The 19844-nt window shown below is 74.2% G+C and carries 11 protein-coding genes; 3 read left to right on the top strand and 8 right to left on the bottom strand.

The window, feature by feature from the left end:
* Window position 1: 1 nt before the first annotated feature.
* The 4 genes from paaD to paaA are packed head-to-tail and all read right to left on the bottom strand — an operon-like array spanning window position 2 to window position 2643.
* Window positions 2-499, bottom strand: coding sequence for a 1,2-phenylacetyl-CoA epoxidase subunit PaaD (gene paaD / locus ACZ5ID_RS01635; protein WP_468893140.1), 498 nt, complete (start codon window positions 497-499; stop codon window positions 2-4).
* Window positions 493-1266 (bottom strand): 1,2-phenylacetyl-CoA epoxidase subunit PaaC, encoded by a 774-nt coding sequence (paaC, locus tag ACZ5ID_RS01630; RefSeq protein ID WP_468892416.1) that lies wholly within the window; start codon window positions 1264-1266, stop codon window positions 493-495. Before paaC ends, paaD begins: the two co-directional genes overlap by 7 nt.
* Window positions 1256-1558 (bottom strand): 1,2-phenylacetyl-CoA epoxidase subunit PaaB, encoded by a 303-nt coding sequence (paaB, locus tag ACZ5ID_RS01625; RefSeq protein WP_067162897.1) that lies wholly within the window; start codon window positions 1556-1558, stop codon window positions 1256-1258. Before paaB ends, paaC begins: the two co-directional genes overlap by 11 nt.
* Complete coding sequence (gene paaA, locus ACZ5ID_RS01620; protein ID WP_468892414.1) at window positions 1555-2643, bottom strand: 1,2-phenylacetyl-CoA epoxidase subunit PaaA; 1089 nt, start codon at window positions 2641-2643, stop codon at window positions 1555-1557. The genes paaB and paaA overlap by 4 nt, the downstream gene beginning before the upstream one ends.
* A 99-nt stretch (window positions 2644-2742) precedes the next feature.
* On the opposite strand from paaA, the gene ACZ5ID_RS01615 reads away from it, so the two are divergent.
* From ACZ5ID_RS01615 to ACZ5ID_RS01605, 3 genes are read left to right on the top strand one after another with little or no spacing between them, the layout of a single operon-like run.
* Window positions 2743-2994 carry an acyl carrier protein gene (locus ACZ5ID_RS01615; RefSeq protein ID WP_468892412.1) on the top strand — a complete coding sequence of 84 codons (252 nt, stop codon included), beginning with the start codon at window positions 2743-2745 and terminating at the stop codon, window positions 2992-2994.
* Complete coding sequence (locus tag ACZ5ID_RS01610; protein WP_468892410.1) at window positions 2994-4463, top strand: class I adenylate-forming enzyme family protein; 1470 nt, start codon at window positions 2994-2996, stop codon at window positions 4461-4463. The genes ACZ5ID_RS01615 and ACZ5ID_RS01610 overlap by 1 nt, the downstream gene beginning before the upstream one ends.
* Window positions 4456-5214 carry a 4'-phosphopantetheinyl transferase superfamily protein gene (locus tag ACZ5ID_RS01605; protein WP_468892408.1) on the top strand — a complete coding sequence of 253 codons (759 nt, stop codon included), beginning with the start codon at window positions 4456-4458 and terminating at the stop codon, window positions 5212-5214. The genes ACZ5ID_RS01610 and ACZ5ID_RS01605 overlap by 8 nt, the downstream gene beginning before the upstream one ends.
* A gap of 4 nt (window positions 5215-5218) precedes the next feature.
* Here the strand turns inward: ACZ5ID_RS01605 and ccrA are convergent, their stop codons facing one another.
* The 4 genes from ccrA to ACZ5ID_RS01585 all read right to left on the bottom strand — a co-directional run bounded on the left by ccrA (window position 5219) and on the right by ACZ5ID_RS01585 (window position 19299).
* A complete protein-coding gene (gene ccrA, locus ACZ5ID_RS01600) occupies window positions 5219-6379 on the bottom strand; it encodes a crotonyl-CoA carboxylase/reductase (RefSeq protein WP_468893137.1) in 1161 nt (386 codons plus the stop codon).
* 56 nt (window positions 6380-6435) lie between these two features.
* Window positions 6436-6651: an MbtH family protein gene (locus tag ACZ5ID_RS01595; protein ID WP_468892406.1), complete on the bottom strand. Its 216-nt coding sequence runs from the start codon at window positions 6649-6651 to the stop codon at window positions 6436-6438.
* Window positions 6652-6716: 65 nt separating this feature from the next.
* The gene (locus ACZ5ID_RS01590; protein WP_468892405.1) at window positions 6717-10520 is read right to left on the bottom strand and encodes a type I polyketide synthase; all 3804 of its coding nucleotides are present in this window, start codon (window positions 10518-10520) and stop codon (window positions 6717-6719) included.
* Window positions 10513-19299: an amino acid adenylation domain-containing protein gene (locus ACZ5ID_RS01585; RefSeq protein ID WP_468892403.1), complete on the bottom strand. Its 8787-nt coding sequence runs from the start codon at window positions 19297-19299 to the stop codon at window positions 10513-10515. Before ACZ5ID_RS01585 ends, ACZ5ID_RS01590 begins: the two co-directional genes overlap by 8 nt.
* Window positions 19300-19844: the final 545 nt, after the last annotated feature.

Raw genomic sequence — 19844 nt, 5'->3', positions numbered from 1 at the left:
GTCACATCGCCTTCAGATGCGCGAAGGTCTCCCGGCACGAGGTGCATACCAGGACGGCTTGGCAGCGGGTCGCCCCGAACGGGCTCTGCGGCCGGGTCGCCACCGAGCCGCAGTGCGGGCAGGGCACACCCAGACCGACCCGGACCGACAGGGGAGCCCGGGCGGAGCCGGGCGGCACGATGCCGTGCTCGGAGAGCTTGCGGCGGCCCTCGTCGGTGATCCAGTCGGTGGTCCAGGCGGGTGCGAGCACCTGCCGCACCCGGCCGTCGGGGTGGCCGCACTCGGTGAGCACGGCCCGGATCCCGGCCTCGATCGCGGGCATGGCCGGGCAGCCGAGGTAGGTCGGGGTGATGACGACCTCCAGGGTGCCGTCCCGCGCCGCCCCGACCGCGCGGACGACACCGAGGTCGGCCAGGGTGATCATGGGGAGTTCGGGGTCGGGCACGGTGTTCACCCGGGCCCGCACCTCCTCTACGTCCAGACGTGCGGCGCTCACCAGGTGCCTCCCGGGTACTGGAGGCGTACCGACCGGAACTCGGCCATCAGCGGCGCGAACTCCTCGGTGTGCAGCCCGTCCCGGCCGCCCGTCGCCCGCCAGGAAGGCCTGGGCGGTGTCAGGCGCGCGTCGTCGAGGACGGCGGTGATCCCGCGCTCCCACTCCTGTCGCAGCCGCGCCGGGGCGACGGCGGTCCCGTCCGCGTCCAGCCGGTCCGCCAGGGCGTCGGTCTCGAAGAGTTCGGCCGTGTACGGCCACACCAGGTCGAGTCCGGCCTGCATCCGGCGGCGGCTCTCGGCGGTGCCCCGGCCCAGACGTACCGTCCACTGGTCGGCGTGCATCCGGTGGTACTCCACCTCACGGGCGGCGCGGGCGCCGAAGGCCGCCAGGGTGGCGTCGCGGGACTTCTCCAGCGCGCTCCACAGCAGCGTGCTGTAGTGCGCGTACACCAGCTGGCGGGCCACCGTCACCGCGAAGTCCGCCGGCGCGAGCTCCACCAGCAGGACGTTGCGGAACTGGCGCTCGGTGCGGTGGTAGGCCAGCTCGTCCTCGCCGCGGCCGGTGCCGTCGAGACGCCCGCTGTACGCGAGCAGGGTGCGGGCGTGGCCGAGCAGGTCGAGCGCGATGTTGGCGAGCGCCAGGTCCTCCTCGATGGTGGGAGCCCGGGTCACCAGGGCGCACAGCCGCTGGCACAGCACGAGCGCGTCGTCGCCGAGCCGCAGGACGTAGGCGGCGAGGTCCGCGTTCTCACCGGAGGGCTCAACCGTCATGGCCGCTCTCCTCGTTCAGCGGGATGTAGTGCTCGGGGTAGCGGTACGGCTTGTGGGCGGCGTTGCTGAAGAACGGGTCCTTCTCGCTCGGTGAGGCGGCGTGCACCGCGTCGGAGCGCACCACCCACACCGACACCGTCTCGCCCCGGCGCGTGTACAGGTCGCGCGCGTTGGCGAGCGCCATGTCGGCGTCGGCACCGTGCACCGAGCCCACATGCTGGTGGGCCAGGCCCCGGCGCGGCCGGATGAACACCTCCCACGGGGTCAGCACCCGTGCGGACCGCTCGCTCATGCCACGCGCCTTTCCTCGTCGTCGCTGTCCGCCCCGTCGGCGAGGCCCGCCGCGTAGGCGTCGACCGCCTCGCGCACCCAGGCGCCGTCCTCGTGCGCCGCGACCCGGTGGGCGAGCCGCCGGTGACTGCACTGCGAGCCGTCGCCGAGCGCGCCGCGGAACAACTGCCAGTCGATGGGGCTGAAGTCGTAGTGCCCCCGCTCCTCGTTCCAGCGGATCGCCGGATCGGGCAGGGTCACCCCCATCCGCTCCGCCTGCGGCACCACGTTGTCGACGAACCGCTGGCGCAGCTCGTCGTTGGTGTGCCGCTTGATGCCCCAGGCCATCGACCGCTGCGAGACGGCGGCGCCCATGGCCGCGGTGCGGTCGTCCGCGCCGCCCGCCACGGTGTCCGGCGGCCCGAACATCAGCGCCACGGCCGGCAGCCACCAGCGGTCGACCGCGTCCTGCGCCATCGCCTTCTGCTCCGGAGTCCCCCGGCACAGCGACCACAGCACGTCATAGCCCTGGCGGACGTGGAACGCCTCCTCCTGGCACACCCGGCGCATCGCCCGCGCGTACGGGCCGTAAGAGGTGTGGCACAGCGGCGCCTGGTTGACGACGGCCGCGCCGTCCGTGAGCCAGGCGATGGCCCCGGTGTCGGCCCAGGTCAGCGCGGGGTGGTCGAAGGTGGCCGCGTACCGCTGGTGGCCGCTGTGCAGCGCGTCGAGAAGCTCGGCGCGCGACACCCCGAGGGTCTCTGCCGCCGAGTAGAGGTAGAGCCCGTGGCCCGCCTCGTCCTGCACCTTCGCCAGCAGACTGGCCTTGCGGTGCAGCGACGGGGCCCGGGTGAGCCAGGAACCCTCCGGCTGCATACCGATGATCTCGGAGTGCGCGTGCTGGGAGATCTGCCGGATCAGCATCCGCCGGTAGCCGTCGGGCATCCAGTCCCGGGGCTCGATCTGCTCCCCGGCCGCGAGCAGCGCCTCGAAGTGCGCGTTGAGCTGCTCCACGCCGTCGACCACCCCTTCGTCCCGTACCGCCGCGGTGGCGGTGCCTTCACAGAGAAAGAGGTCCGGACCGGGGCACCCAATCCCCGGGCACATGCCGTCGGCCCGTGACGAAGGTCACGCGGGGGCGGGGGAGTGCGCGGCGCGAACCGCGCCTCTCTCTTCGGTAGTCCGTGCAACGAGAGGGGTACGCCCATGAGCACCATCAGGACGATGCTGGTCGAGCTGACCGGCACACCCGAGTTCGCCGAGGCCATCGGTGACGACGAGGACCTCAGCGCCAGCGGTATCGACTCCGGCGACCTCGTCCGGCTGATCCTGCTCATCGAGCAGCGCACCGGCGTCGAGGTGACGGCCGAGGACATGGAGGGCCTGACCACCATCGCCGACTACGAGCGGTTCATCGCGGACCGCGACGCCGCCACCCCGCAGCCGGGCGCCGCCTGATGTGGCTGACCCAGTTGGCGGAGCGCAACCGCCAGTGCTTCCCGGACCGGACGGCCCTGGTGGACGAGCACCGCTCCGTCACCTGGGCCCAGTTCCACGACCGCGGCCTCGCCCTCGCCCACGGACTCGCCGGGCTCGGCATCCGGCGCGGTGACCGCGTCGCCGTGCTCTCGCTGGACCGCGTCGAGGTCCTGGAGACGTACTTCGCGCTCGCCCGTATCGGCGCGCTCTTCGTCCCGCTCAACCACAGCCTGACCCCGGCCGAGGTCACCGGGATCGTCGAGCGCACCGGCGCCGTCGCCGTGATCGGTGAGGGCGCGCTGCTGGACCGCCACCCCGACCTGCCGGTGCGCACCCGTATCAGGCTGGACGACGAGGCGTTCGCCGCGCTCGGCGCCGACGGCGGCCCGAGGCTCGAGGACATCCCCGACGACGCCCCCGCGGCGATCCTGCACACCTCCGCGACGACCGGACAGGCCAAGGGCGTCACCGTCGACCACGCCTCGTTCCGGGCCATCGCGCTCGGCTGGCTCGCCGTGGCCCGGCCCGCCGACGACATGGTGCTGGTCAACTGCTGCCCGCTCTACCACGGCAGTATGGTCGTCTCGCTGACCTATATGGCGGCGGGCGCGACCGTGGTCCTGATGCCCGGCTTCAAGCCGCAGACCGCGCTGGCCGCCATCGAGACCCACCGCGCCACCCACGTCTGGCTCGTCCCGCAGATGCTGCGCTTCCTGCTGCGTGCGAAGTCCGCCGAGACCACGGACCTCTCCACCCTGCGCGAGATCCTGTACGGGGCCGCGCCCATGCCGCCGGACATCTACGCCGAAGCCGTCGAACGGCTCGGCTGCGGCTTCCGCCAGGTGTACGGAATGACCGAGGTCGGCGGCCCGTTCGTCACGCTCGGCCCCGAGGAGCACCCGGCACCCGACGCGGTGCCCGAGGTGATCCCGGCCGGCCGGGTCGTTCCGGGGATGTCCGCGCGCGCCCTGGACGAGCACGGCCAGGAGGTGGAGCCCGGCGCGATCGGGGAGATCTGCGTGCGCGGACCGGGGCTGATGCGCGGCTACTGGAACGACGAGGCCGCCACGGCCGAGATCACCGTCGACGGCTGGATCCGCACCGGCGACCTCGGGCACATCGACCGGGACGGTCTGATCCGGCTGATCGACCGCAGCAAGGACCTGATCATCCGGGCAGGTCAGAACGTCTACCCCTCGGAGATCGAGCGCGCCCTCCAGACCCACCCGGCGGTACGCGACGCGGCGGTCGTCGGGGTGCCGGACGAGGACTTCGGCGAGGTGCCGCTGGCGTACGTCGTCGTCGAGGAGGGCACGGGAACGGCCGAGTTGCAGGCGTACCTCGCCCAGCGCCTCGCCTCCTACAAACGGCCCCGGCGCATCGAGTTCATCGACCAGGTGCCGCGCAACCCGGCCGGGAAGATCATCAAGAAGCTGCTGCGTGCGTGAAGCCGCGGCGCCGGGCGAGGCGGCGGACCGGGCGCCCGGCGCCCGTGTCACCCGGCCGGACCCGGACTCCGGCCGGGCAGCCGCCGAGCGCGCGCTGCTTCTGCTGCGCCCCGCCCTGCACGCCGAGGGGCTCTCGCTCGGACTGGCCCGCGCCGGCGAACCGGGGGCGTGCCCGGCCGGACCGTGGGAGCGGGCGTCGGCCGCCGCCATGCCGCCGCCGCGCCGCCGTGACTTCCTCGCCGGACGCCTCGCGGCCCGCCGGGCGCTGGCCGGGCCGGGGCACGCCCTGACGGAGATCCTCCGGGACGGCAGACGGCCCCGGTTCCCCGCCGGGTGGGCCGGCTCGATCAGCCACTCCGGCGGCCTCGCCGTCGCGCTCGCCGCGCCCGCCGCGCACGTCCACGCCGTGGGATGCGACCTCGAAGTGCGCGAACTGCCGCTGGAGAGCGCGCACATCGTGCTCGGCCCCGACGAGCGGACCTGGACGGACGCCACACCGGCGCCCACCGCGGCGCGCCGGCTGCTCGCCGCGTTCTCGGCCAAGGAAGCCGCGTTCAAGGCGTTCGCGGCCCTGCTCCCCGCCGGGCGGGCACCGGCCACCCTGCTCGCGATCGAGGCACGGCCGGTCCCGGGCGGCTTCCGGGCCCGGCCGAGGGCGCTGCCCGGGTACGTCCTCGACGTCCGGGTGCGCCCGGCCGGCCCGGGGGTGTTCAGCTGGGCCGCCGCCCCCGTGGCGCGGCGGCCCGACTGACGCCTTACGCCTCGGCGTTCACCAGCACCGCCATGTTCCCGGCAGGATGCTGGTTGTCGTGGATCAGCTGGTGGGCCTTGCCGATCTCCTCGAAGCCGAGGGTCAGCGACAGACACGGGTCGAGCAGCCCCTGGTCGATGAGCGTGGTGACCTCGCGGGCCTCGCGGGCGTTGGAGACGTGGGAGCCCTGGAGCCGCTTCTGCCGCATCCACAGAAAGCGCAGGTCCACATCGCCGTTGTAGCCGGTGGTGCCGCCGCAGATGACGACCATGCCCGCGTTGTCGCACAGGTACATGGAGGTCGGGATCGTGTCGGCGCCCGAGTGCTCCAGGACGATCCTGGGGGCCCGGCGCTCGCCGAGGACCTCCCAGAAGCGGCGGCCGAAGGCCCGCGCGCCCTTGAGCCACCGGGCCATGGCGTCGTCGTCGGAGGTGTCGGGCAGCCGTCCCCAGTGGTCGAAGTCGCGGCGGTTGATATAGCCCTTGGCTCCCAGCTTCACGCAGTACTCGCCGCGTTCGTCGCTGGAGACGACCGCGATGGGGATGCCGCCGCGCTGCTTGACCAACTGGATCGCCATACAGCCCAGGCCACCCGCCCCGCCCCAGATCAGCACCGCGTCGCCGGGGCGCACGGTGTGCGGCTCCCAGCCGAAGAGCTGGCGGTAGGCGGTGGCGGCGGTCGCCATGTAACAGGCGGCCTCCGCCCAGGAGAGCCGCTTCGGCTTGGGGTGGCACTGGTACTCGTCGACCACCGCGAACTGCGCGAACGACCCGTAGTTCTCCTCGTACCCCCACACGCTCTGCGAGGCGGAGGTGGAGGGGTCGGCGCCGAGGCGGATGTCCTCGGCGCTCTCGTCCCACACATTGGCGAGCAGCACGATCTCGTCGCCGGGCTTCAGGCGCACGCCCTCGCCGACGGCCCAGACGATGCCGGACGCGTCGGAGCCGCCGATGTGGAAGTCCTCGACGGCGCCGCGCTTCTGCCGGGTGGCTATGACGTCGACGGGGTCACCGAGCGACGCCCAGACGTTGTTGTAGTTGACGCCCGCCGCCATCACCTTGATGAGGACCTGGCCCGGGCCGACCGGGGGCACGTCCACGACCTCGGTACGGAAGGCGTCGATGGGCTGCCCGTAGCGTTCGGGCCGGATGAGGGAGGCGTACATGCGCTTGGGCGCCTCGCCCAGCGGCGGCGCGTCACCGAGTTCGTACAGGTCCTGGGTCACGAGGTGGCTCCTGAGGGGGTAGCGGGGGACGGGTGGGCGTCGGTCCGCGCCAGACGGGCGAGGCAGACACTGTGGGCGGCGGCGGGGCCGGTGGCCTCCCAGCCCGCCGGTACGGCGGCGAACGCGGGCCACAGGGAGTGCTCTCCCGCCGCGTTGACGAGCACCAGATGCGACGGCTCGTCGCCTCCGCCGGGTTCGAACGGACTGGGCACGGCTGATCCCTTCGTTGCTGTGCGGCCGGGGGTGCGGCCGGGTGTGCGGCGCGGTGGGCGGGTGGTCATCCGGCGGCGGGGCGCAGGGCGGTGGCCAGCACCGCGCCGATCCGGGCCATCGGCTCCGGCTCGGTCATCTCGTAGTGGCCGCAGGGCACGGCGTGGTCGGTGAGGACGCCGCTCACGTACGGGCGCCAGCTGTCGGCCTTCCCGGTCGCGAGCGACAGATCGGCCGGGTCGGCGGGGGTGCCCGTGTCCCCGGTGGCGCTGAAGAAGAGCACGTCGCCGCGGAACACCTCGGGGGCGAAGCCGCCCGCGATGGCGAGGTTGTTGCGCATCACCCGGGCGATCGCGAGCGCCTCCTCACGGGTCACCGGTGACGGTCCGCGCTCCGCGTCGTCCGCACCGATCAGCCGGACCACCTCGTCGACGTCCGCCCCGCCCTCGGGCATCTCCACGCCCGCGACCCGCACGAGCAGCGACGCCACCTGGCGCTCCGTCGCCGCCGGGTCCGCGGGCTCGTCCCCGGTCAGCGGCGCGTCCAGCATCGCCAGCAACTCGATGTCCTCGCCCTGCCGTTGCAGCGCGGTGGCCATCGCGTGGGCGACGAACCCGCCGTAGGACCAGCCCATCAGCCGGTACGGGCCCCGCGGCTGCACCTCGCGCAGCCGGGCGAGGTAGGAGTCGACCATCTCCTTGGCGTCGGCGGCCGGTTCCACCGTGCCGTCCAGGCCGTGCGCCTGGAGGCCGTACACCGGCTGGCGGGCACCGAGATGGGGCAGCAGGCCCGTGTAGCGCCAGGCGATGCCCGCGCCCGGATGCACACAGAACAGCGGACGCTGGTCGCCGTCGGCGCGCAGCGGCAGCAGCGGCGCGAACGCGTCCCGCCCGGCGGCGCCCGCGCGTCCGGCGAGCGCCACGAGCCCCGCGACGGTGGGCGCGGACAGGAACGCGGCGGCCGGGACGTCGAGGACGCCCTCGGTGCGCATCCGGCCCGCCAGCATCACGGCGCGCATCGAGTCGCCGCCCAGGTCGAAGTAGTTGTCATGGACGCCGATGCCCTCGATGCCCAGGGCCTCCTCCCAGTGCGCGGCCACGGCGCGCTCCTGGGGGGTGCGGGGCGCGGCGTACTCGGTGGTCAGATACGGCCGGGGCGCGCGGCCGGAGCCGCTCTGCCCGTCCGTCTCGTCGTCGGCGCCGGTGGGCGCCTCGGCCCCGGGCGCCTCGATCCAGTGGCGGCGCCGCTCGAAGGCGTACCCCGGCAACGGCACCCGGCGCGGTTCGCGCTCCTCTTCGGGACCGGTGATGTCGACGGGCACGCCCGCGCTCCACAGCCGGCCCAGCGCCTCCGCGAAGACCTGTCCGTCGGGGCTGGCGGCCTTGGCGTGGCGCATGGTGGGCACCGTGGTCACGGGCGCGTCCCCGAGCCGGGCCGCGGCCAGCTTCGCGAGGCTGTCGCCGGGGCCGATCTCGACGAACAGCGGGTTGCCGCGCTCCCACAGCGTGGCGATGCCGTCCGCGAACCGGACCGTGCGACGGGTGTGGTCGAGCCAGTGCTCCACCCCGGTCGCCTGCGCGTCGGTGACCCAGGTCCCGGTGACGTTGGTGATGTACGGGATCCTGGGCGCCCGCAGGGCCACGGTCCGCAGGGCGTCCGCGAAGGCGGGCAGGATCGGGTCCAGGACGTGGGAGTGCGCGGCGGCCGGCATCCGCAGCCGGCGGAAGGCGACCTCGTCGGCGAGCAGCCGCGCCTCCAGGGCCGCCACCGCATCCGCGCGCCCCGCGACGGTACAGGCGGCCGGCCCGTTGACCGCGGCCAGCGACAGGTCGTCGGTGAGGTAACCGCGCAGGGCCTCCTCACCGAGGGCGACGCCGACGGTGGCGCCCCCGGCCGAGGTGATCAGCCGGATCCGCTCGGCGGCCAGCGGCAGCATCTCCTCCAGGGTCATCACCCCGGCCAGCGTGGCCGCGGTGTACTCGCCCAGCGAGTGCCCGATGAACGCGGCGGGCCGAACGCCGTGCTCCATCAGCGCGGTGGCCAGCGCGTATTCGGTGACCACCAGGGCCAGGAAGGCGTCGACGCTCCCGGGTTCGGTGTGCTCGTACAGCGCGGTGCGCAGATCGCGGCCGGTCACGGGACGCAGGATGGCGGCGCAGCGGTCGACGGCGTCCCGGTAGACCGGCTGCTCGCGGTAGAGGTCGGCGCCCATGCCGGTGTACTGGGTGCCGCCGCCGGGCAGCAGGAAGGCCACCGGCGGGGCCTCCTCGCCGCGTGCCTCGGCGGGGGCCTGGAGCGGGTGCAGCAGGATGCGCGCGGCCTGCTCGGTGCTCCGGGCCGCCACCGCGGCCCGGTGGGGCATGGCGGGACGGTCGGTGCGCAGGGTGTGGGCGACGTCGGCGAGGTCGAGGCCGGGGTGCGCGGTGAGGTGGCGGCCGAGGTTCGCCGCCTGGCCGCGCAGGGCGCCGGGTGTGCGGGCGGAGAGCGGCAGGACGTGCCACCGCTCGTCCTCCCCCCGGCGCGGGGCCGGAGCGGGCGCGGCGGCCGGCGCCTCCTCCACGATCACATGGGCGTTGGTGCCGCCGACGCCGAAGGCGCTGACGGCGGCCCGGCGCGGCGCGGACCCCGCGTCCCACTCCTCCAGCGCGGTCGGTACCCGGAAGGGGCTCGCCGCGAAGTCGATCAGCGGGTTGGGCCGCTCGAAGTGGAGGGTCGGCGGGATCTGCCCGTGTTCCAGCGCCAGCACGATCTTGATGAAGCCGGCGATCCCGGCGGCGGCGCCCAGATGCCCGATGTTGCTCTTGACCGACCCCAGGGCGCAGAACCGCTCGCGGTCGCTGCTCTCGCGGAACGCCCGGGTCAGGGCGGCCACTTCGATGGGGTCCCCGATCCGGGTGGCGGTGCCGTGGGCCTCCACGTAGCCGATGGAGCCGGCGTCGATACCCGCGGCGACCTGGGCGGCGAGGATCGCCTCCGTCTGGCCCTCGGTGCTGGGGGCGGTGAAACCGACCTTGCGGCGGCCGTCGTTGTTGATGGCCGAGCCCCGCACCACCGCGCGGATGCGGTCGCCGTCGGCGAGGGCGTCCTCCAGGCGCTTGAGCACGACCATGCCGACGCCGTCGCCCGAGGAGGTGCCCGCCGCGTCGGCGGCGAACGCCCGGCAGCGGCCGTCCGGCGAGAACGGTCCGTCGGGTACGTGACGGTAGCCGAGCAGCGCCGAGGGGTTGAGCGAGGCGGCCCCCGCGAGGGCGACGTCGCAGCGGTAGTCGATCAGGTCCTGGCAGGCGGTGTGGATCGCGACGAGGGCGGTGGAGCACGCCGTCTGGAGGGAGAGGCTGGGCCCGGTCAGCCCCAGTTCGTAGGAGATACGGGTGGCCAGGGTGCCCAGCGAGTTGCTGGTGGCGGCGTGGACCAGGGCGACCGAGGCGCTCTGCCCGGCGAAGCGGGGGTGGACGTGCCCGGGGTAGTACCGGCTGTCGCCGGCGCCCGCGTACACCCCCACCTGGAGGTCGCCGTGCCCGCCCGCGTACCCCGCCTCCTCCAGGGCGTGGTAGGCGCACTCCAGGAGCAGGCGCTGCTGCGGGTCGATGACCTCGGCCTCGGCCGGGCTGTACCCGAAGAAGGCGGAGTCGAAGCGGTCGATGCCCTCGACCACCGAGGCCATCCGCACCAGATCGGGGTCGGACAGGTGCGCGGGGTCGCCGCCCGCCGCCAGGAACTCCTCGTCGGTGATGGGCCGGATCGACTCCCGGCCGGCCGCCAGGTTCTCCCAGAACTCCTCGACGGTGTCGGCGCCGGGGAAGCGTGCCGCCATGGCGACGACCGCGACCGCCGTCTCGGGCCCGTACTCCGGCCGTTCTGTCTCATCCATCGTCACGGGGTCCTTCGTGCTCGGTGTGCGAGGTGTGGGGGGTGTGCGGGGTGTTCGGGGCGGGGCGGCGGGAGGCGCGGGCGGCCCGCTGGCGTTCGGCCCGCTGCCGTACGCGGTCGAGCCCGCCGGACGGGGCGTCCGCAGCCGCGGGCCGCTCGGCCGGTGCGGCGCCGACGCCGATGTCGACGAGGTGGCGGGCCAGAGCACGGACGCTGGGGTGGCTGAACAGGTCGACCACGCTCAGCTCGCAGCCGAACTCCTCGTTGACCGCGCCCTGGGCACGGACCAGGAGCAGGGAGTGGCCGCCGAGGTCGAAGAAGTTCTCCTCGACGCCGACCCGGTCGCGCTCCAGGACACGGCACCAGATGCCGCTGAGGATCTTCTCCAGCCGGCGCGGTCCCTCGGCCGGGTCGTCGGCCGCGCCGGGTGTCACTCCCGTCGCGGAACCGGCCGCGCGCAGCACCCAGTTGCCGTCGGCGCCGGCCGCCCCGGCGGCCTTGGCGGCGGCCGTGTACAGCGCGCCGAGGTCCGCGTCGTCCTCCAGGACCACCCGGCCCGCGAGGCGGTGCACCGGGCGCGGCGCGGACCGGACGTGGCCGCGCACCCAGGGCAGCGACCGGTCGGTGCCGATCAGCAGATGCGGCTCGGCCAGGGTGCGGGCCAGGTCGAAGGAGCGCAGCGCGGCGGAGGTGTCCAGGACGCGGTAACCGCGCGCCTCCGTCAGCGACTTGAGCCCGTAGCCCTCGCTCATGCCGAGCTCGTCCCACATGCTCCAGGCCAGGCTCTGCGCGTCCAGACCGGCACCGCGCTGATGGGCGGCGAGGGCGTCGAGGAAGGCGTTGGCGGCGGCGTAGGAGCTGCTCATGGAGCCGCCGAAGTAGCCGTTGACCGAGGAGAAGGAGACGAAGGAGCGGGTCGCGTGTTCCCGGGCGAGCCGGTGCAGCGCCCAGCCGCCGGTGACCTTCGCGGCGAGCGCCGCACGCCACTCGTCCAGGGACAGATCGGTCACGGCCCGCTGCTCGAAGCGGCCCGCCAGGTGCACGATCTGGGCCAGCGGGGCGGACCAGGCCGCGGCGGCCTCGTCGACGACGGCGCGCAGCGCGTCCAGGTCGGTGATGTCGGCGCTCGCGTACCGCACCTCGCCCAGCTCGCGCAGGCCGCGGTACGTCGTGATCCGGCGGGCCAGCGGGCCGCCCTCGGCGAGGTGCTTGTCCCAGCTCTCCTCGTCGGGCAGCTGGGTGCGTCCGACCAGGAGCAGCCGGGTGCCCGGCGTCTTCAGCAGATGCTCGGCGAGGCGTCCCGCGACGCCGCCCAGGCCGCCGCTGACCAGCCGGAACCCTTCGACGGCGGGTGCGGTGGCGCGCGGCAGCGGGTCGGGCAGGGGGGCCAGCCGGCGGATCCAGCGCTGCCCGTCGCGGAAGGCCACCTCGGTGTCGGCCACCGGGGCGGCGCTCTCCGCGAGCAGCAGCCCGGCCCGCTCGCCGGGACTGCCCCCGGACGCCAGGTCCACCTGGACGGTGCTCAGCCAGGGCAGCTCCTCGCGCAGGCTCTTGAGGAGGCCGCCGACCGTGCCGTGGGTGTAGGAGGGCCGTTCACGCGCGCCCACCGCGTGGCACCCGGCGCCCACGAGGAACAGGGCGACCCGGCCGCCGGAGCGGTGACGGGTGGTCAGGGCCTGGGCGAGGCAGAGCAGGGAGTCGGCGCCGTCGCGCTGGGCCTCCAGCAGCTCGGCCGCACTGGCCGGTTCATCGCCTCCCGCTCCGAGTGCGCCGAGGTGGAGGACGGTCTCCACGGGCCGGTCGTCCGCCGCGAGAGCGTCCAGCAGCCGCCCGTAGTCCTCCGGATCGTCGACGCGCAGCCGGTAGCGGGCGGCGTCGCTCCGGGCGAACTCCGGCCCGGCGGTGACCACCGTGCACCGGCCGCCGCGCTCCCGCAGCAGCTCCGCGACGGCGTCGGCCACCTCCGCGGCCGGGGTGTGGCGCCCGGCCAGCACCAGGGTGTGGCCGCCCGGCACGGCCCTTTCGGCGTGGACGCGCTCGGCGCGCTGCCACACCGGGCGCAGGAACCAGTCGGGCACGGTCGCGGTGCTGCCGAGCAGGATCTCCGAGGCCTGGGCGACCGGGTCGAACTCGCCCGCCTCGAACCGTTTGCGCAGCTGGGTGCGCTGGATCTTGCCGATCTCCGTCTTGGGGATCACGGCCGCCTCGACCGGCATCAGATGTGCCGGGCTGATCCCGATCTCCCGGGTCACCTTGCCCCGGATCGCCCGCAGCGCCCGGGCGGTGTCCGTGCCCTCCTCCAGATGGAAGAAGAGCGCGAGTTCGTCGGTGCCCGCCGTCGGGTCGGTGCGCACCGCACAGGCCGCGGTGAAGCTCCTTACGACGAAGGGGAGTTCCTCGACGCAGGTCTCTATCTCGTGGCTGTAGTGGTTGACGCCGTTGACGATGATGACGTCCTTGGCGCGGCCGGTGATGTAGAGCTCACCCGCGCGCAGGAAGGCCAGGTCGCCGGTCTCGAACCAGCCCTCGGGGGTGAACGACTCGGCGTTGACCTTGGGGTTGTCGTGGTAGCCGGAGGTCACGGTGGTGCCGCGCACCTGGAGGCGGCCCGCGGTGCCCTCCGCGACGATACGGTCCTGGTCGTCCACGATCCGCATGGCGAAGCCGGGATAGGGCAGTCCACAGCTGACGAACGCCTCCTCGCCGGGGCGCGGTTCGGCCGCCAGCACGGTGTCGGTGACCACCGACGACGTCTCGGACATGCCCCAGCACGGGTGCATGACGTCCTGCGGCAGCCCGAACGGCTTCATCACCTCCAGCCAGCGCCGGGCGGTCGCCGCGACGACGACCTCGCCCGCGTTCATCACCAGCCGCATCGGGGAGAGGTCCCAGGGCCGCCCGGACATCCGGTGCGCCTGCTCGCTGACCAGGCCGAAGGCGAAATTGGGCGCCCAGGTGACGGTGGCCCGGTGGCGGTGCGCCAGGTCCATCCAGCGCAGCGGGTCCTCCAGGATCCAGGAGGTCGGCGCGTGCACCTGGCGGCAGCCCAGATAGACGTCGCGCAGATGGAACATGACCACACCGGTGACGTGGTCCAGCGGAATCCAGTTGAGCGAGACGTCGTGCTCGGTCAGCGAGTTGAGGGTGGCGGTCGCCGCGGCCCGGGTCAGCACATTGCGGTGGCTGAGCCGGACCGCCTTGGGCAGACCGGTACTGCCCGAGGTCAGCAGCATCAGCACCACGTCGTCGGGGTGCGCGGGGTGCCAGTCCTCGTCGAGCGGTCCGGCGCGCAGCGCGTCGGTCGTGGTGAGCCGCAGGCCCTGCCACTCGCGCCGCCGCGCCAGGTCGCGCAGCCCCTCCTCACCGGAGGCGGAGGTGATGATCCAGGGGCGGTGCAGCATCTCCCACACGCCCTCCAGCTTCGCCACCGGCGCCGACGCCGTCGCGTACGAGACGGGGACGGTCAGCGGTACGGTGACGAACCCGCCCAGGACGCAGCCCCACAGCGTGGCGAGGAAGTCCTCGGTGTCCTCGCACTGAAGGATCACCTGGTCGCCGGGGCGCAGCCCGAGCTCGCGCAGGCCGCCCAGGACGCGGGAGGCCTCCTCGATCAGCGAGGCGTAGCTGCGCCGGGTCTCGGTGCCGTCGGCGCGGACGTGGACGACCTCGGCGTGCGGGCCGCCGCCGGCCGCCCGCCGCAGCGCCTCGGCCCAGCCGCCCACCGTGGGCTCCGGCAGCTCGGGCCCCTCGCTGAGCGAGGGCACGGCCGTGGCGGCGCTGTCACCGGCGGAGTGCGCCGGGGTGTCCGCGCGCGGGGCGGAGGAGCCGATGTACAGCCGGCCGATCGGCTCGGTGGCTTCCTCCAGGGCCACGGTCGCCGCGCGCACGCCCGGCAGGGCGGCCAGACCGCGCTCCCACCGGTCGGCGGCCTCCGTGTCGATGAGGGGCAGCCGGTGGAGGGCGTCGGTGTCCAGGGTGCCGTCGGCGTTCCTGGGCAGATCGCTGACGGCGGTGATCCGGGGCGCGGGCCCGGTGTCCGCTCCGGGGCGCCGCAGGGCGCGGGCCGCCTGTTCGGCCGCGGCGGCGCGGGTGGGCACGGCGAACACGGCCGTCCGTCCGTCCGCGCCCGGCACGGCCACCGCGTCCCGCAGGTCGCCCCGGGCGAGGAGCCCGCTCTCCAGCTCCGCCGTGTCGGTCACCGTGTCCGCCGTCTCCTCGGCCCGTGCGGCGGGCTCGGGGGCGGGCAGGGCGCCGAGGCGCACGCCGGGGTCGTCGGCCACGGCGGCCAGGAGCGCGTGCAGGGCGCGGGCGGCACGGTCGACGGTCGCGTGGTCGAACAGGTCGGCGGCGTACTCGACATGGCAGACGAGCCCGCTCCCGGCGCCGTCCCGGCCGCGGTGCTCCACCACGTCCACGAACAGGTCGAACTTGGCGGTGCCGGTGGCGCTGGGCCGCAGCGGCGCCTCGTTGCCGCCGAGCCGCAGCACGGCCTCGGTGTTGTTCTGGAGCGCCAGCATGACCTGGAAGAGCGGGTGGCGCGCGGGGGTACGGGGCGGGTTGAGCTCCTCCACCAGCCGGTCGAAGGGCAGGTCCTGGTGGTCGTAGGCGGCGAGGTCGAAGTCCCGGACCCGGGCGAGCAGTTCACGGAAGGCGGGGTCGCCGGAGGTGTCGGTGCGCAGCACCAGCGAGGTGGCCATCAGGCCGATCAGGTCGTCGAGCGCCTCGTCGGCCCGCCCGGCCACGGGGGTGCCGATGGGGATGTCCGTGCCCGCGCCCCAGCGGGTGAGCAGGGCGGCCAGGGCGCTCTGCAGCACCATGAACAGGCTCGCGCCGCTCTCGTCGGCGAGCCGCAGCAGCGCGCGGTGCAGCTCGGCGGAGATGTCGAGGGTGAGATGGGCGCCCCGGCGGGCGGGGGCCTGGGGGCGGGGCCGGTCGGTGGGGAGCGGGGTCTCCACCGGCAGACCGTCGAGTGCCTCCTTCCAGAAGGCGAGCTGACGACCGCCCACGCCGCCGTCCGGGCCGGTCCCTTCGAGCAGTTTGCGTTGCCAGAGGGCGTAGTCGGCGTACTGGACCGGCAGTTCGTCCCAGCCCGGGTCACGCCCTTCGGCGCGGGCCGCGTACGCGGTGGACAGGTCCTCGGCCAGCGGGCGCAGCGACCAGCCGTCGGCCGCGCTGTGGTGCAGGACCACGACCAGCGTGCGGGCCGCCCCTGTCCCGTAGAGGCCGGCCCACAGGGGCTGGTCGCGGGTGAGGTCGAAGCGGTGTCCGCGCGCCGACGCGACATGCGCCGCCACCTCCCGCGGGGGGCAGTCCACGACGTGCAGGACGGGACGCAGGGAGCCCGGCGGATGTATCTCCTGGCGCGGGGTGCCGCCGGTCTCCGGGAGCAGGGTGCGCAGGCTCTCGTGCCGGTCCGCGACATCGGCCAGCGCCGCGCGCAGCGCGTCCACGTCGATCTCCCGCTCCAGCGGGATCACCAGCGGGATGTTGTACGTGGCGGCGGCCCCGTCCAGCTGGTTGAGGAACCACATGCTCTGCTGGGTGGCGGAGAGCGGCAGCGGGTCCGGCCGCTCCGCGCGTACCAGCGGCGGCCTCGCCGCCCCGCCGCCCCCGGCGGGGACGCGTTCGGCGAGCGCGGCCGGGGTGGACCGGGCGAAGAAGTCGGCCATGGAGACCTCGGCTCCGGTGGCCGTGCGCAGCCGGGTCATCAGCCGGGTGGCGAGCAGCGAGTGGCCGCCGAGGTCGAAGAAGTTGTCCTCGGCGCCGACCGTCCCCTCGGGCAGCCGCAGCAGCTCCTCGTACAACCGGCACACCAGCGCCCGGGGTCCGGTGGCCGGGGCCCGGCCGGTGGCCGCGGCGGCGAAGTCGGGGGCGGGCAGGGCCTTGGTGTCCAGCTTGCCGTTGGCGGTCAGCGGCAGCGCGTCCAGCACCACGCACGCGCTGGGCACCATGTGCTCGGGCAGGGACGCGGCCAGATGGGTCCGCAGCACCGCCGGTTCGGGACGCGAGCCCGGGGCGGGGACCGCGTAGGCCACCAGGATCCGGTCGGCCGCGCCCTCCGTCTCCCGGGCGACCACGGCGGCGCGGGCCACGTCCGGGTGGCCGACGAGCGCGGCCTCGATCTCGCCGGGCTCGATACGGAAGCCGCGGATCTTCACCTGGTGGTCCGAGCGCCCCGCGTACTCCAGGGTGCCGTCGGCCGCGCGGCGGGCCAGGTCACCGGTGCGGTACATCCGCTCGCCCGGCGCGCCGAAGGGGTCGGCGACGAACCGCTCGGCGGTGAGTTCGGGGCGGCCCAGGTAGCCGAGGGCGAGACCGGGACCCGCCACGTACATCTCGCCCACCCGGCCCGGCACGACCGGCTGGAGGCAGTGGTCGAGGACGTATACGCGCAGGTCCGGGAGCGGGGTGCCGATCACACTGCGTCCGCGCGGGTCCTCGATCAGCTCTCGGGTGACGCGGTGGTGGGTGACGTGCACGGTGGTCTCGGTGATCCCGTACATGTTGACCAGCGCGGGCGAGGTGTCACCGTGCCGCTCCAGCCAGGGGCGCAGATGCGCGGGCTCCAGCGCCTCGCCGCCGAACACCACATACCGCAGGGCCAGGGGGCCGGCCTCCGCGCCCGCCTCCTGTTCGGCCTGGATGAGCTGCTGGAAGGCGGACGGAGTCTGGTTGAGGACGGTGACGCCTTCGTCCCGCAGCAGCCGCAGGAAGTCGCGCGGCGAGCGGCTGGTGGCGAAGGGGACGACGACGAGCCGGCCGCCGTGCAGCAGCGGTCCCCAGATCTCCCAGACGGAGAAGTCGAAGGCGTACGAGTGGAAGAGGGTCCACACGTCGTCCGCGCCGAAGTCGAAGTGGGCGGCGGAGGTCTCGAAGAGCCGTACGACGTTGGAGTGCGGGATCACCACGCCCTTGGGGCGGCCGGTGGAGCCCGAGGTGTGGATGATGTACGCCGGGTCGCCGGGGGTGAGCGGCGCGGTGCGCTCGGCGTCGGTGAGGTCGGTGTCCGGGCGCGCGGCCAGATCGCCTTCGAGAGCCGGTTCGCCGAGGACCAGGACGTCGGCGCCGGTCCCGGGAAGCGTCGGGGCGGTGGCCGCGTCGGTGACGAGGAGAGCGGGTGCGGCGTCGGCGGCGACGGCGCGGATGCGCTCGGCCGGGTAGCCGGGGTCCAGTGGCAGATACGCGGCGCCGGACTTGACCACGGCGAGCAGTGCGACGACGAGCTCCAGGGAGCGCGGCAGTGCCAGGGCCACCACCTCACCGGGGCCCGCGCCGCGCTCGACGAGCAGGCGGGCGATCCGGTTGGCGCGGGCGTTGAGCCGCGCGTAGGTGAGCGAGGCACCCTCGCAGGTGACGGCCACGGCGTGCGGGGTGCGGGCGGTCTGGGCCTCGAAGCGCGTGGCGAGGACGGCGTCGGGGGCGGTGCGCTGGGGCTCGGCCGGCGCGTGGGCCGGGGTCTCGCCGGGGAGCAGCAGGCTCGTGCGGGCGAGCGGCAGGGCGGCGTCGGCCTCGGCGAGCCGGTCGAGCAGGAGCAGCAGCCGCCGCTGGTGGTCCTCGACTTCGGTCTCGGTGTACAGGGCGGGATTGGCGTCGAAGGCGATCCACAGCCCTTCGCCGCCCGCGCCGGGCCGCACGTTGATCTGGAGGTCCTCGACGGCGCCGCCGGACAGGTGGTGCGAGGTGGTGCGGTGGCCGCCGAAGGGCGGCTCCTCGTCGAAGGGGACGAGGTTGACGACCGGCCCGTACAACCGGCGCGACCCGCCGATGAGTTTGAGGTCGCGGCGCAGGTCCTCGGCGCGGTACTGCTGGTGCCTGCGGACGTCGCGTAACGCGGCGGCGACCGCCGTGACCAGCTCCCCTGCCGTGGTGGCGGGGGTGAGGGCCAGGCGCAGCGGCAGGATGTTTGAGGCCGTGCCGGGCGTGCGCAGCGCCGTGGAGCCGAGCCGGCTCATGGTGGGCAGGCCCAGCACGATGTCCCGCCGGCCGGTGACCCGGTGCAGATAGGCGGCGACGGCCGCGACCACGAGGTCGTTGCGCGACCCGCCCAGGCGCCGGGCCGCGGCCGTCAGGCGCTCGGTGTCGGCGGCGGTGAGCAGGGAGGTGCGGCGCAGGAAGGCGGCGGCGGGCGGCGCGGTGCCCTCGGTGAGCCCGGTGGCCGGCGGGGCGTCGGCGAACCGGCCGGTCCAGTAGGCGCGGTCACGTACGAAACGGTCGGAGGCACGGTAGGCCGCCTCCTCGTCCAGCAGCCGGCCGACCGGGGCGAACGGGCTGGGCGGTACCTCCCGGCCGTTCGCGAGCGCCGCGTAGACCTCGGACAGTCGCCGGGCGACGAGCTTGTAGCTGTAGCCGTCGAGGAGGATGTGGTGGGCCCGCAGGAACCAGAAATAACGGTCGGGGGCGACCGTGAAGAGGGCGTGGGTGAACAGCGGGCCCTCGCCGAGGTCGGCCGCGGCTCCCATGTCGGCGCGTATCCACGCCTCGGCCGCCGCGTCCGGGTCCGCCTCGCCGCTGACGTCCACCAGGTGCAGCGGCCAGTCGTCACCCGGGGCCGGCGTCGAGCGGGGGCCGTCGGCGGTGTCGGTGAACCGCAGGGCGAAGGTGCCCGCCTCCCCGACGGTGCGGCGCAGCGCGGTCTCGAAGAGCGCGGTGTCCACGGGGCCGTGGATCTCCACGTACTCGGCGGTGTTGTAGGCGGCGTTCGCGGGGTCGAGCCGCTGGGCGAACCAGAGCCCCTGCTGGGCCCCGGTCAGCGGGCTACTGGTGTCCTCCTGGACAGACATGGCACCAACCCTTATTAGGCGTCTTTGACATTCTCGGCACGCAGCAGGAACCCGCGGGCCCTTACTGGGAAGCCGCTGGGCAGGCGTGGTCGATCCGCCCACCGGATGCGCGGAATTGGGCACGGGAACGGAAAGAGGAATGCATCGCCGGAATACCGTTGCGGGAGATGGAACTCCGGTGAGTGCGGGCAGTGCCCGTGGTGGGGCGCGGCCTTCCTCGGCACAGCAACCCTGCATGAGGGGAAGACGGCGGGTCAAGGGGATCTTCCGCCGGGCGTGTCCCCCGACGAGCCGTCAAAAGTTGGCCCATTGACCGGTTCCCGACCTTGTATGTCATGAGCACGGCCGCATGAATCGAGCCAGCTTGTGGAGTTTACTTCGTGTCAACAAACCAGCCATGCGCCGAGGAAAGACCGTGCTGTTGGCATGTGCCCCTTGGGGAAATCGCGGTATACGAGCGGTTGGTGCGGCTCGTCAAACGCCGAAGTTGAGCCAAATCGGCTCGCGTTCCGGAGATGGGAGGGCGGGTCCGGTTAGCGCCCGGG

It is taken from the genome of Streptomyces sp. NPDC031670 (assembly GCF_055580545.1).
The sequence above is the reverse complement of the archived record's forward strand: the minus strand, read 5'-3'. Positions and strand labels throughout refer to the sequence as shown.